At 36.3% G+C, this 13,080-nt stretch carries 13 protein-coding genes and 1 pseudogene; 2 read left to right on the top strand and 12 right to left on the bottom strand.

The window, feature by feature from the left end; translation table 11 throughout:
* Window positions 1–380: 380 nt before the first annotated feature.
* A pseudogene (locus SAZ04_RS07860) lies at window positions 381–769 on the top strand (transposase); the annotation flags it as partial.
* A gap of 861 nt (window positions 770–1,630) precedes the next feature.
* On the opposite strand, the gene SAZ04_RS07855 reads toward SAZ04_RS07860, so the two are convergent.
* Together SAZ04_RS07855 and aroD are read right to left on the bottom strand one after the other, a co-directional pair.
* On the bottom strand, window positions 1,631–2,602 hold the full coding sequence (locus SAZ04_RS07855) for an aldo/keto reductase (RefSeq protein ID WP_332693642.1): 972 nt from the start codon (window positions 2,600–2,602) through the stop codon (window positions 1,631–1,633).
* A gap of 36 nt (window positions 2,603–2,638) precedes the next feature.
* A complete protein-coding gene (gene aroD / locus SAZ04_RS07850; RefSeq protein WP_332693639.1) occupies window positions 2,639–3,421 on the bottom strand; it encodes a type I 3-dehydroquinate dehydratase in 783 nt (260 codons plus the stop codon).
* Window positions 3,422–3,747: 326 nt separating this feature from the next.
* Here aroD and SAZ04_RS07845 point away from each other — a divergent pair, with 326 nt between their 5' ends.
* Window positions 3,748–4,302 carry a shikimate kinase gene (locus tag SAZ04_RS07845; RefSeq protein WP_332693636.1) on the top strand — a complete coding sequence of 185 codons (555 nt, stop codon included), beginning with the start codon at window positions 3,748–3,750 and terminating at the stop codon, window positions 4,300–4,302.
* A gap of 77 nt (window positions 4,303–4,379) precedes the next feature.
* Here SAZ04_RS07845 and hpf read toward each other — a convergent pair whose 3' ends face one another.
* The 10 genes from hpf to SAZ04_RS07795 all read right to left on the bottom strand — a co-directional run bounded on the left by hpf (window position 4,380) and on the right by SAZ04_RS07795 (window position 13,073).
* Complete coding sequence (hpf, locus tag SAZ04_RS07840) at window positions 4,380–4,940, bottom strand: ribosome hibernation-promoting factor, HPF/YfiA family (RefSeq protein ID WP_332693633.1); 561 nt, start codon at window positions 4,938–4,940, stop codon at window positions 4,380–4,382.
* A gap of 224 nt (window positions 4,941–5,164) precedes the next feature.
* A complete protein-coding gene (locus SAZ04_RS07835; protein ID WP_332693630.1) occupies window positions 5,165–5,521 on the bottom strand; it encodes a glyoxalase superfamily protein in 357 nt (118 codons plus the stop codon).
* Between the two features lie 62 nt (window positions 5,522–5,583).
* On the bottom strand, window positions 5,584–6,507 hold the full coding sequence (locus SAZ04_RS07830; RefSeq protein WP_332693627.1) for a DUF1835 domain-containing protein: 924 nt from the start codon (window positions 6,505–6,507) through the stop codon (window positions 5,584–5,586).
* Window positions 6,508–6,564: 57 nt separating this feature from the next.
* Entirely contained in the window at window positions 6,565–6,831 is a 267-nt protein-coding gene (locus tag SAZ04_RS07825; protein ID WP_332693624.1) for a hypothetical protein, read from the bottom strand.
* Window positions 6,832–6,881: 50 nt separating this feature from the next.
* Window positions 6,882–7,136 (bottom strand): HPr family phosphocarrier protein, encoded by a 255-nt coding sequence (locus SAZ04_RS07820; RefSeq protein WP_332693621.1) that lies wholly within the window; start codon window positions 7,134–7,136, stop codon window positions 6,882–6,884.
* A gap of 38 nt (window positions 7,137–7,174) precedes the next feature.
* Window positions 7,175–8,122: a sugar ABC transporter substrate-binding protein gene (locus tag SAZ04_RS07815; protein ID WP_332693618.1), complete on the bottom strand. Its 948-nt coding sequence runs from the start codon at window positions 8,120–8,122 to the stop codon at window positions 7,175–7,177.
* Between the two features lie 342 nt (window positions 8,123–8,464).
* Entirely contained in the window at window positions 8,465–9,613 is a 1,149-nt protein-coding gene (locus SAZ04_RS07810; protein ID WP_332693615.1) for a Gfo/Idh/MocA family protein, read from the bottom strand.
* A 128-nt stretch (window positions 9,614–9,741) separates the two neighbouring features.
* Window positions 9,742–10,806, bottom strand: coding sequence for a Gfo/Idh/MocA family protein (locus SAZ04_RS07805; RefSeq protein ID WP_332693612.1), 1,065 nt, complete (start codon window positions 10,804–10,806; stop codon window positions 9,742–9,744).
* Between the two features lie 524 nt (window positions 10,807–11,330).
* On the bottom strand, window positions 11,331–12,317 hold the full coding sequence (locus SAZ04_RS07800) for a carbohydrate ABC transporter permease (RefSeq protein ID WP_332693609.1): 987 nt from the start codon (window positions 12,315–12,317) through the stop codon (window positions 11,331–11,333).
* A 6-nt stretch (window positions 12,318–12,323) separates the two neighbouring features.
* Complete coding sequence (locus SAZ04_RS07795) at window positions 12,324–13,073, bottom strand: carbohydrate ABC transporter permease (RefSeq protein WP_332693607.1); 750 nt, start codon at window positions 13,071–13,073, stop codon at window positions 12,324–12,326.
* Between the last annotated feature and the right edge of the window lie 7 nt (window positions 13,074–13,080).

Here is a 13,080-nt window from a genome sequence, read left to right as displayed (position 1 = left end):
TATAACTAATTAAGCTTTTGGGAGCAATATATTATTAAATTTTTTTCACTATTGTTGCATAAAAGAAGATATTTAAAATCTGATTATTCTGTCATTTATTCATTCTGGTAAATGAGCTAAAACGACAATACCAAGCGTAAGGTGGTACTGTTTATTTGGTAAAATTATACAATTAGACTTAGGTGACAACGACTTTTTTTCTCTTACGGAATCCCGCTAGGAACAATGTAGCTAAGCCAAACTCTTGCCAGGCGCCATATGGTCCTCTTTAACCATCGAGTAATTTATAAAAGTGTTTGCTTACTTTTGGTTTTGAGTTGGATAAGAACATTGGGACAATACGTGATGAGCGCTAAAAACAGTTGATTGTGTACCGCTTCGATTTAAAGAAAGTCTATCAAGCTTTGACAATCGAAGAAGCAGAGTTGGCTTTCAATGAATTTAAGGATAAATGGGGTCAGAAACACCCAATCATTGTTCGTTCATGGGAATCCAACTGGATGGAGCTGACTTCCTACTTTAGTTATCCGCCTGACATTAGAAGGATGATTTATACAACTAATATTATTGAAGGTTTTCATAGGCAACTTAGAAAGGTAACGAAAACAAAAACAGCCTATCCAACGGATGAGGCTCTGAGAAAGGTTATTTATTTAGCTACTATATTAGCTTCAAAAAATGGACTATACCGGTAAGAGGTTGGAAAGAATGTATATCACAGCTAGCCATTCATTTTGAAGACCGCCTAAAGCCTGAACTATCTGCCTAAGCGGTTGGTTGGTGCCGGCTTGACATAGAGCCTCGTACGAACTGTTTTACTATAAATGCCAAATGGCATAAAATGTAAGGACTGAAAATTAGTCTAACTGTTATTTTGAAGATAGGAAGTGAAAGAAATCACGTTTTCTTGAAACTGCCTCACTAATACTCCTACATGCCTGGAACAGTGATAGCTTAAAAGGTATGAAGTTAGGTAAAGTCGGCTGAAACAAGCCTAAGTAATTGCTTATACAGAATTATATGGTACGCGATAGGCCGGGTGGCTATAAACAATCTATGGTGAGAATGTCGTACCAACGGCTGACGAATCTCCGAAGGTAAACCTCGACAGAAGTACGGTTTAGAAATGAATCGGGCGTGAAAATAACGCTTGTCTAAAGGATTGAAATTTTCATTCGGATAGTAAATCCTAACGCAGTTACAGTCTGTGGAGCTAGACACGGGGAAAAGGAGACACCTAAGTTGAAACAATGATCGTCGGAAAGGAACGTCGGAAGCGGTCAACGTTGCTCGTTAGAGCGAAGGGCACTTCAAGTTAAACAGGAAAAGTGTAAACGAGGGAACTGTTTTTAATGACCGATGAAAGTAGTGGTACAACCGATGACGATTCTTGTAATGAGAAAAGGAGGAACAGCCACAAGTCGAAAATTATGGAAGGAATATCTATCATTCAATCCTTGCATGGATTCTGGTGAGACTTAAAAGGTCACCTATTACTCGTGAAGGAAGGTGATAGACGCCTGCATTTCATTCGAATCACTAGTTCCTCGTATTTAAAGGCCAATGAAGCTTCCTGCTTCATTGGCCTTCTTCTTTAAATAGGACAATCTATTTTATCAAGCTTATAAAATTATTGATTCCCTGCCTCTAAAAAGTCTAACTGTTCCTGAGTTAGATGAACATCTACAGCTTTTAAATTTTCTTCTAATTGCTCAGTCACACGGCATCCAATAACAGGAAAAGTTGGAAACGGCTGTGAGGTAAGATAACTAAGTACAACTTGATTCATCGTAATCGATAGATCTGATGCAAGTTGGTGCGCTCTTTCAAATCTCCTCCAGTTCTTTTTCATCTGATAAGCAGGATTTATTCTCTCATCCTCTTTTGAATACAAGCCCGTATCCCACTTTGTAAACAATCCTTGTGCTTGCGGCGAATAAGAAAATGCGGCTAACCTGTTTTCTCTATGTAATTGCCTCATCTGATGATCCATGTGGACAAGGGTTTGATCTGTTAATTTCTCTGGATTCGCTTCCGCTAAGCTCCACATGACTTGATTTCCAGAAAAGCCTTGTAACCCATGTTTATGGGCATACTCTTCGGCTTCTACTACTCGAGCTGTCGACCAATTGGAACATCCGAAATAGCGAATGTTTCCAACTTTTATTTGCTCGTTCAAGACCTCTATTATTTCTCCGACAGAACGCCTTGTATCATCACGGTGGAGAAAATACAAATCAATTGTATCGACCTGAAGATTCCGCAAACTCTCTTCTATATCCAATTTAATTTCTATAGGAGAAAGTCTTGGGATATGCATTGTTTCTAGACGTGGATGTGCCCCTTTTGTTGTCACGATCATGTGGTTCCGGTTATTTCTAGACTTCATCCACTGTCCAATTGTTTTCTCACTTATACTAGATTCAACGGGAAGCCAGTTCGCATACACTTGAGCCGTATCGATAAATGTCCCACCACGATCTGCATAAAGATCCATTAAACGAAAGGATTCTTGCTGATTTAACGTACTCCCTATGTTTGCACCACCCAAACAAAGAACTGAACATTGAATGTCTGTTCGTTGAACCTGTTTGTATCTCACCTATATCACCTCCACGTTTACACTAGTAGCCTCAACCTATATCGACTTCTTAACAATCTCCATAACAGTCCTAAGCTCTTCAATCGGTATTTGGCCTGGTGCAGAACTACTTTGCCCTACTCCAAATGTAATTGTCGAACCAAAAACAAAACCAAACATCCGAGTAATCGCACCATATTTGCCCATTGAAATTGTCACCAAAGGAATGTTTATATTCTTAGTAGCATCTTGTGTTGCTTGTAATAGAAGTAACACATCATCCATATTTTGTGGCATTACGGCAACTTTAGCAAGGTCCGCACCATATGATTCAGCTGCTTTAAACTTATCCATAAGAACCGAAAGATCTGGTGTTAACTCAAAATTATGGAATGACAAAACCAAACGAACATCGTGACTAGTTGAAGCTTTTCGTAGATACTCAATATCTTCTTTATCATTGATTAATTCATAATCGATCATATCAACATTGTTTGTTGCGCAAACATCTGCTATTAATTGAACTTTATCCTCCTCTGATAAAGAGATAGGATTTCCTCCTTCTTTTGTCGACCGGATCGTAAACAGAATTGGAGTGTCCGCTACTTGAGATCGGATTGTAGCAAGCATTCCGGTTACTTTTACAGTATCATCTAAATTTTCAAAAAAATCACCACGCCATTCAATTAGATCTGGTTTTTCTTGCTTGACACTTTCTAACTCATTCATAATCTCATTTTGGCATGTACCGATCAACGGCATGCAAATCTGAGCGTTGCCATTACCTAGTTGAACCCCTCTTACCTTTACAGTTTGTTGATTAGCAACTTTTTCATTCATCTACAGTTTCCTCCTTGATAACAATCAACTTCACTCTTTTATAATAGTTGTTATAATCATAAATGAACAACGCTTATTGAGCAACTACCTACACAACAATATAATCTTAATACCTTTATGCACTAAAGCTAAAGCCTACTATTGCTAGCTTTAATTAATATCCTAGTTGTTATTGTTGAGGTCAGTCCCTATAAAACCCATATAGCAAAACTATTATATTAAAAGTTCCAACAATATTTTTACTTCATCTGAAAACTATATTATAATTTAACTATCATTGGATAACCAATTCTAACGAACAGAATAAATGGAAAGTGAGCTTTTAAATGTCTAATTTTAAAATGTTTCCACGAGAGAAAAGTATTGTTTTTATCGGATTTATGGGAGTAGGAAAGACCACCATTGGAAAACTAGTCGCACAGAAATTATTCAGAAGTTTCATTGATATAGATGAAGAAATTGAAAAAGAGTATAACATGCCAACAACGGAAATCTTCAAAACAATCGGTGAAAAAGCTTTTCGTGAAAAAGAGAAAGATCTAATTACGAATTTTTGTAACCAAAAACGTAAGATCATCTCCGTAGGAGGCGGTGCATTTTTACAAAAAGAAGTTCGTGATGTTTGCTTATCGAATTGTATTGTCATAGCTTTAGATATTTCTTGGGATCAGTGGAAAGAACGTCTTAATATGATAATTGATAGTCGCCCAGTCTTAAAAGGGCTTTCTATGGAGGAGATTGAAGCACTCTTTTACAAAAGAAAAGAAATATATTCTACTCATCATTTGAAATTTACAACCGATCATCTCGATGAGGAAGAAGCTGCTAATTACATTACAGAATCGTTGAAACTCGCTTGGGACCTTTATGATCGGAACTAACCTCTTTCTTTAAAAATAGTAAATGAACCCTTTGCCATCGTGGAAAAGGGTTCATTTACTTTTCAATTAAAAGTAGTTCACTTATTCTGTTCAATTACTCCATATTTCCCGTCATTTCGTTGATATACAATGTTAGTCATAGATGTCTCGGCATTTGTAAAAACAAAGAATTGATGGCCTAACATATTCATTTGTAGAACTGCCTCTTCTGTATCCATTGGCTTTAAATTAAACCGTTTTGTCCTAACAACTTGGATTCCCTCTTCTTGATCTTCCTTATCTACTTCCGGTTCCATTAACAAAACTGCGCTTGAGATTTGCTTATTTACTGCTTTCACTTGCCTTGGTTTACGGTTAACCTTTGTCTTATATTTGCGTACTTGACGCTCTAATTTATCGACAATTAAATCAATTGCTGCATACATATCTACATGCTGTTCTTCAGCACGCAGAAGTAATGATTTTAACGGAATCGTTATTTCTACTTTTGTATCTTTCTCGTAAACGTTTAACTTTACTTGAACTTCAGTTGCGATGGAGCCGTCAAAATATCTTTCAAGCTTTTCTACCTTTTTCATAATGAAATCTCTTAGAGCATCTGTCACCTCTAGATTTTCACCGCGAATATTAAATCTCATATAGACCCCTCCTAAGTTGCTGTTACTTAAAAGCTTTTATTGCTTCTTTCTATAACTACATAATACTATTAGCTTCTAATATATTACTGTGACCTTCATCACAGAATAAGAAAAATCCAATCAAACAACTTAAGAGGTTCATTGGGCTTCTCTGGTATTACTTATGCTTATTTCGTAGTTGTCATTTGATCATTCTCTTTTTTTATCATATTAAAAATTGACATCTAACTTTTTTTATACTTCATAAAGCGCAGTTGATTCCCATCAGGATCTACTACATTCATCACTCGAATTCCTTCAACCATCTCGTTTGGAGGCTCATTTACAATATGTTTGCTCTTAAACTCAGAGTACCATTCATCAATATTGTGAACAACAAAATGTACCAATCCTCCTACTTGGCAATCACCCGTATGTTCCGTTAGATAGATCGTGAAATCATCGCGCGTAATCTGCATAAACACAGGAAAATGTGGCTCAAATCGATGTTCCCAATCAATTTTAAATCCAAGTCCATCTACGTAGTACATTTTACTTTTACTATAATCTGTTATTCGCAATGCAGGGATAACGTTTTGCATGGGTTACCTCCAGTTTTGTTTGGTCACAACAAAGACCTTTAACTAATTGAATTGAGAAATCACTACCTATTTATTTTAAGATGTACTCCTCCAACCCACCAATCAAATCCAGTTAATGCAAAACGGTGCTGCTCTTCATTCAACACATCCACACCATCATTCGTTATTTCTATATTAGCTTCTACGTTAGGCGAATTATACTTAGGCAATGGCTTATCACTTTGAAGCAATGGCTTATCTCCAATCATTAGCTCGTTTAAAATCGCTGCAAAGTGAAGATTACTTAGCCCATCATTTCCTCTACTACGCGCTACATGTTGAAACAATTCATTAAAAGAACACATGCCTTCTTTAATAAAAGATAATGCTAACCATTCAACTTCATTAACTCCAGTTTTTTTGGAAGGAAAATATTCTTTATGACATTGAAACGCTTGCCAGAGAAAAGGGAGCTGGTGCTGATTATGTTCTATCCAATTTTCAAAAGCTTGTACATCACTCGAATTATACGCAATCCAGCCTCTGAGAGCTTCTTCAATTTGTTCATAAGTAAGTTTTTTTCTACAAGAAAACAGTTCAATCAGCTGATCGGAAGTCAATTGCCCTAACCCTAAAAATGGCTCAATCCCCGGATACTGATTAATGCTCACCATCGAAAGGTTGTTAAAGCCTTTAGAAGATAATTCTGTAATCAAATACATCAACATTGTCTGATCATAACGGTCATGCTCAAACCATAGAACAACCTCTTCTGTTCTGACTGCGTCATCTAGTAACTTATTCTGCTTATTACAGTTTGCAATAAACTCTAAAGATGGAATTCCTAGTTTTTCTTCAAAAAATGCCGAACGTCTTTTAATCAGTTCTTCATCTGACCAACTCAAGCTTAATGGTCCAAAATCATACATTTCTCTCCAGACGATTATACGCTCAAAATGTACACGAAGTTTATTGCCAACTACATCACCATTTACAATCTGTAACATTCGTTCCCCCTAAATCCCCCCTAAAAGGTTACTATCCTTGAGTCTATTATATTCTAATTAACAAACGTCTATTTTCTTTTTCCATAAGACTTTCCCTTTTTCCTTCGTAAACAAAGATGTTCTAAACTTTCTCTTTAACACTTCTAAATTTGAACTAACAAATTCATTCCGTTTATAAGGCTTTTTGGATTTATTAGTAAGACCATTAAAATATAGTGTCATTCTATAAAGGAATTCACCATCCTTTTTAATGACTGCCCGGTACGTTCCGATATATTGTCCCTCTGAATTATAACCTTTGATTTTTCCAACCCACATTTCCATTAGGTTTATTATCCCTCCTAACAAAATATAGAGTATTTTTTATAGAGTCTTTACCCTTTAAAAAATCTACTAGTTAACTCATTTAAAAGGTCTTTTTCATCATAGCCATCAACGGTTAACGTAATTTCTGTACCATGTGCAAGACCTAACGACATCACACCCATAATACTTTTGCAATTAATTTCCCTGTTATTTACATGAATAAAAACGTTAGAGGAATACCTTTGTGAGACATTAACAAGTTCATATGCAGGCCGAGCTTGTAGACCTGTATTCATTTTCACTTTCATTCTTTTTGTAATCATAAGAACATACTCCTTTTTTGTAAATAGATAACGAATACTCACCTCAATAACTTTTTTTGAAAGTCTAATCTTTGCTTTGCATTACCTTTGATGATAATATCTACACCACTATCAATATTTCGTTCAACTTTCTCTCCCTCAATCACTTTCCTTACAATTTCAACGCTTATATAGCCCATATCATAAGGGTTCTGTGCTACGGACCCAGGTAAAGTTCCTTCTTCTATTAACTCAATCATTTCGTTCATTCCATCAGCACCTGTAACTGGAATTGTAACCCCCTCTTTCTCAATAACCTGTAAAGCATATAGAGCCATTGTGTCATTAGTAGCGATTATCCCTTTAATATCAGGATGATCAGTTAAAATTGATTCAACTGTTTCTTTAATAACATCAAATTCATTTGCTAAGTTTGCTATTTCTGTCGCCACGATTATTCCTGCTGCTTTTAAACTACTTTTTGCTCCTTGTAATCGCCCGCCTCCAACTGGACTTTCTACATCACCACCTATTAGGGCAACTTTATTGCCAGGCTGTAATTCAGAGGCTAAAAGTGCCCCTGCTTTTCTTCCTAAATCAAAGTTATCAGTACCGATATAAGAGGTTTTATTTACCCAAGGATCATCTGTATCTAATAACATTACGGGAATATTCTTTTTAACAAACCTTTCTAAGATGGGAATGATAAAATCCGGGTAATGAGGTGAGACGACTAATACATCTGGATTTTCTTTAAGGACAACCTTTAACAACTTGCCCTGTTCTTCTGCTGATCCTTCATGAGGAGCGATCACCTTACCGTTAATATCAAAGTCTCGAAATCCTTTTTCTGCACCCTCTTTAACAATTTGCCAATAATCTGTGTTTAAGTCTTTTAAAACAACGATAACTGTTGGTCTTTCATCAGCAAGCTGTTTAGAAATGAATGCTAATAAAATACTAGAAAAAGTAACGAGTAGAAGAAGAACAATTGGTCTTTTTTTCAATGAATTCGCCCCTAGATCCTTCTTAAATTTGAAAGCTATCTTATAATATAACCCTAGTTTTTCTATCTATTTCTATTATGAATATTTATCACATTGATTGTAATATTTATAGTTCAAACTAATAATATATAACACCTAATCAAGAACATAATCCCCCCAACGATCGTTAATTCATAATCAATTCCAACCTAACGCCATTACTGTTACGATGAAAAGGTAAATGTAATTTGATCACGCTCAGATAGATTTACATAATTATCTAGTTCTATTGCGACATCGCCAAAAGAACAAAGCTGTTGAGAATTGATTCTCAACAGCTTTTGACTCATCAAATGTTCTTGACTAATGACTTTTTGACTTTGTTATTTCTTTAACAGACACTACTTTTCCCAAATAAGCGGATTGAATCACGGCATCAATTACTTTTTGAACTGAATACCCGTCTCTAAAATTAGGAATGCCAGTTAGTAATCGTCTTTCACTTTTTTTTCTTTTTAGAATTAAATCTAGCCATTTCCATATCTCATTCCGATTGGTTAAGCGCCATGGTCTAAACCGTCCTTCATTCGGTTCAGCCATGTCATCCCATTTGATTACATTTTCTAAATGAATTTCTTGCCATTGCCCTTTTCCATGGGCATATTTTAATTGCACTCCTAATTCACTAGAGAGAAATTGTATCGTTCCTTCACTACCAAAAAAGGATAACTCAATGGTTTGGCCTCTATTCCCCTGAGAAGAAATCCAGCTTGTATAAAACGAACCATGTGCACCAGAAGAAAAAGTACCATTAAAATAAACAGAATCTGCTGATTGATCATAGTTGTCCATATCATGTATCATTTTTAATTTTCCCTCATGTAAAAAGGAAAGAGAGGATTGTACACTACGAACATTTTCACCTAATACAAATTGAACAAGATCAATCAAATGAGATCCTAAATCAGCAAGAACTCCACCAGTCCCTCCTTTAGATTTCGTTCCTCGCCATCCCGGAGGACCCGATAATCCATAGGCTCCTGTATACTGAAATTTCCCGTCATAAACTATCCCGATAAAACCTCGCTCTAGAAGTTCCTTCAGTTTTTGCACTCCTGGGTTTTCACGGTATGTAAAATTCACACCATGAATAATCTTATTTTCTTCTGCTGCTTTAACCATTGAATGAGCCTCATGCTGGTCCATTGCTAATGGTTTTTCGCACATAACATGAATGCCACGTTTGCTTGCCTCTACAGCAATGTCATGGTGTGATTCATTCGGCGTAACGATACAAATGCCATCGAGTTCTGCCTTCTCAAACATTTCTTTATATGATTGATAGCTTGAATGAATGGTGTATTTTTTTGCTAGGTTTTCAGCACTCGTTCCACTCGGACTACAAATGGCTTGTATGTGAACGTTTGGATGCCTTTCTAATATAGGGAGATACCATAAATCTGCAAATGAACCTGCTCCTACTACCCCAATATTTATGTTACTTACACTCATAATATCCTCCTGAGAATAAATAGTAGTATGTTTTAAACAAAGAACCTGCAATGCCTTAACTTGCTAAGCGCCTGCATGTTTCGAGTTTGTTCCAAAAGGTAAGAAATGACCTTTTGGAACAAACTCTATTAATCTACTTTCACAGTTTGACCGCTTTCAGCAGACTGAATAATTCTTTCAAGTACTTTTTGATTTTGGTAACCATCATAGAAAGTCGGAGTTCCCGCTTGCTGATTGTTTGTTACTAAGTCAGCAAAATCTTGCAATTGCTGTTTCTTATAATGTTCAGGTACTTTCTGTGTTTGAAAAGTAGGTCTTTTATCATTTTCTTCTTTAAAGCAAAGGTCAATCTCATCTGGCCGTTCACAATTGACATGAATCGTACCGTAATCACCGTAAATCGATACTTCGTGCTGGTTCCCAGATCCAACTGCATTTCTTGTCGTAAGAAAATTACCAATTACATTATTATCAAGCACTGCTTGAAAACTAGCGTAGTCATCCACATCGACTTTCTTCCACTCTCCACTGTTCGGTTCTTTTCTTTCGTGAACAAACGTTTCCATTAATGCTGATACAGAATGAAATTCTCCAACAAAGAATCTAGCACTATCAATCATATGAGCACCTAAATCCCCTAGTGCTCCCGTACCTGTAATCGCTTTATTAAAACGCCAAGCATAAGGTACTTCAAATAGTGGCGCTCCGAATGATTGAAGATATCGAACAGCAATATGACGAATCGAACCAATCTTATTTTCTTCTAGCAGCTGTTTCGCATAGCGAAAAGAAGAAATGTAACGATAAGAAAAACCAACCATACATGGTATTGGTTGTTGTTCATACAAGAGTGCTAATTTCTCGGCCTCATCAAAATTTAAAGTAAAAGGTTTTTCTGCCATAATCGGTTTTTGATGTTGAATACATAACTCTATTACCTTAGCATGCAAATGGTTAGGCACAATCGAAATCACAGCATCAACATCTGGATCGGCAATCAAAGCTTCCATATCATTAAATCGTTTCTCTTCACTAACCCCTTCTTCATTACCAATTTCATTCAAAAGCTCCTCATTCACATCACAAAGAGCACCCAACTGTAGTTGTTCTAATTCAGAGATCATTCTTCGATGCGCATTCGCCATCCCGCCAAGTCCAATTAACCCGACCGTTACTACATCATTTTTAATCATGTTTTACCCTCCTACGTATAAAAAGCTATTTTCTTCTAAAAGTCCATTCTCATTATAAAACGCGAAAATGTATATGGATATACAAACATTGAAAGCGCTTAATTGAAGACCCCCTATTTAAGATTATAAAACACTATTAAGATATATGTTTTCTTTTTGGCTTTAACAACTATCATCATAATACCGCGGGCCAAAGAAATGAAAATAGCTTTAAAAAACCACTTATAGGGTTGCTTATAATCCTATAAGTGATTTTATTTATGACAATACTGTTACAAATGAAATTGTAGGCTTGTCACCATTTTGATGATAATACTTTTTTAATCTTCATAATAAGGTTGCTCCCATGTTTCCGTATATAAGAAAGTAACAGGAGACTGCACAATTTCAGCTTTTCATACTGTGATACAGCATTTAACACCAAGTCCACTCACAATATGTCTATATTACTAATCTTTTATCCTCTAGTCTCTACATTAATATTTTTCAGGTTTACTAAGAAACCGCTTCAATCTTTTATACTATTATTCGCCTGTAATACCTGATTTATCAATACTTTCCACAAACCATCTTTGTACAATAATATACATCAGTGCTAGTGGAAGAATTGATATGATGGTACCTGCAAAGGCTATCGCTTCTGTAAAACTTAAGTTTGGATTTACACCAGGGTCACCAGCACCACTTGCCTGAGCCACTCCCTCGTAGGTTTGCTGCAAAGATCCTAATAGCATTGGAACTGTCTGAATTTTCCCCTCTAAATAAAAGGATGTTAAAAACGTTTCATTCCAATATAACGAAAAAGCATACACACCAACGATGATAAAGGCGGGACGAACCATTGGTATCGCTATAGTCCAAAACGTCCTTAGTGCATTCGCTCCATCTAGAAATGCAGCTTCCTCCATTGCTTTTGGGATTAGTCTAAAGAATTGAAAGAAGATAAGAATAAATAATGCAGCTTGTTCCCCTTGCCCTGTTAACGCTGGGACTACCAAAGCTCCAATATTTCCTTTTAGGTTTAATTCCGTAAAAATTTGATATCGCGGAATAAAAAATAATGTTTTCGGTACGATATACGTAAACAACAGCAACATAAATACGATATTTTTCCCTCTAAAATCAAATCGGGCTAAACCATATCCTATTAATGCAGAGGATATAATAACACATATTGTAGTCGCACCAGCTAAAAGTGCTGTCGTTACAAAAGCGTTTGGCATATTTAACGCATTCCATGTCAACTCATAATTAAACGTATAGAGGCTGGTTGGTAGCCATTCGACGGTACTATCAGCCAAATCTAAATTGGACATCAAACTTACCGAAAACATGTAAATTAAAGGATAAAGAAAAACAAAACCAAAAATTAACAAGATCGTGTAGGTTGATAATTTGTACATGAGTCCGTCGCTCATTTGCGAACCGAAAAAAATCTTCTTTGCTTTTAGTCTGTTTTTCTTAACTTCGTACGTGAAACGATTATATGTTTCTGCTAAGTTACTATACATTTATCATCACCTCACACTTGTCTTTCTGCTTCGAGTCGCATAGTACAATATGGAGATCAGTACTATTTGAACGATCGTATACAGGATGGAGATCGCAGAAGCATACCCCTCACGTCTAGAACCGTCATATGTGGACTCCATAATAATACTTATAATCGGGTTAAGTTCAAAATTTGCTAGAAAAACAACGACAAAGACTACGCATACACTTACTAGAGGGTATATAGTAGGCAATGTGATCTTCCAAAAAGCTGTCCATGGCGAGGCTCCATCTATTGATGCAGCCTCGTACATGTCCTTGCCGACTTTCTGAAGAGCGGCAAGGAAAATCAAAATGGGAACGGCGCTGTACCACAAGAGCTGAACAATCAGTTCAAAAAGGGAAACGATCCACAAAACAACATTTTGAGATGGAATAATCGTATAGATCACATCTAAAAGCAGCCTGTTGGCACTTATCGCCATTCCGCCGTAACTACTTATATTTTCCATCAACTCACCACTCATAATAATGACCGGCAAGAAAAACAGCAATCGGAAAAACGACTTTCCCTTTATCTTTTGATTCAGCAGCACCGCAATGATAACAGATACTGCAATAATTACCGGTACGTACAACAGCGTACTGACAAAGAAGTTTTGAGCTGCAATGACAAAATCGACGTCTTCAAACAAAATCCTTTGGTAGTTTTCAAGACCGACCCAGTTATATCTCCACCCTGATCTGTTCCCAAAGGAAACATTATTGAAACTCATGAATATG

The organism is Halalkalibacter lacteus (assembly GCF_036663595.1).
In the GTDB taxonomy this organism is placed as follows: Bacteria; Bacillota; Bacilli; order Bacillales; family Bacillaceae_D; genus Halalkalibacter; species Halalkalibacter lacteus.
This window is presented reverse-complemented; position numbering and strand designations above follow the sequence as displayed.

What these genes read in the sequence shown, in the direction of transcription:
- SAZ04_RS07835 (WP_332693630.1), bottom strand. Translation starts at nt 5,521, where the DNA reads ATGCAAAACGTTATCCCTGCATTGCGAATAACAGATTATAGTAAAAGT.
- SAZ04_RS07830 (WP_332693627.1), bottom strand. Translation starts at nt 6,507, where the DNA reads ATGTTACAGATTGTAAATGGTGATGTAGTTGGCAATAAACTTCGTGTA.
- aroD (WP_332693639.1), bottom strand. Translation starts at nt 3,421, where the DNA reads ATGAATGAAAAAGTTGCTAATCAACAAACTGTAAAGGTAAGAGGGGTT.
- SAZ04_RS07805 (WP_332693612.1), bottom strand. Translation starts at nt 10,806, where the DNA reads ATGATTAAAAATGATGTAGTAACGGTCGGGTTAATTGGACTTGGCGGG.
- SAZ04_RS07820 (WP_332693621.1), bottom strand. Translation starts at nt 7,136, where the DNA reads ATGATTACAAAAAGAATGAAAGTGAAAATGAATACAGGTCTACAAGCT.
- SAZ04_RS07825 (WP_332693624.1), bottom strand. Translation starts at nt 6,831, where the DNA reads ATGGAAATGTGGGTTGGAAAAATCAAAGGTTATAATTCAGAGGGACAA.
- SAZ04_RS07845 (WP_332693636.1), top strand. Translation starts at nt 3,748, where the DNA reads ATGTCTAATTTTAAAATGTTTCCACGAGAGAAAAGTATTGTTTTTATC.
- SAZ04_RS07795 (WP_332693607.1), bottom strand. Translation starts at nt 13,073, where the DNA reads ATGAGTTTCAATAATGTTTCCTTTGGGAACAGATCAGGGTGGAGATAT.
- SAZ04_RS07800 (WP_332693609.1), bottom strand. Translation starts at nt 12,317, where the DNA reads ATGTATAGTAACTTAGCAGAAACATATAATCGTTTCACGTACGAAGTT.
- SAZ04_RS07810 (WP_332693615.1), bottom strand. Translation starts at nt 9,613, where the DNA reads ATGAGTGTAAGTAACATAAATATTGGGGTAGTAGGAGCAGGTTCATTT.
- hpf (WP_332693633.1), bottom strand. Translation starts at nt 4,940, where the DNA reads ATGAGATTTAATATTCGCGGTGAAAATCTAGAGGTGACAGATGCTCTA.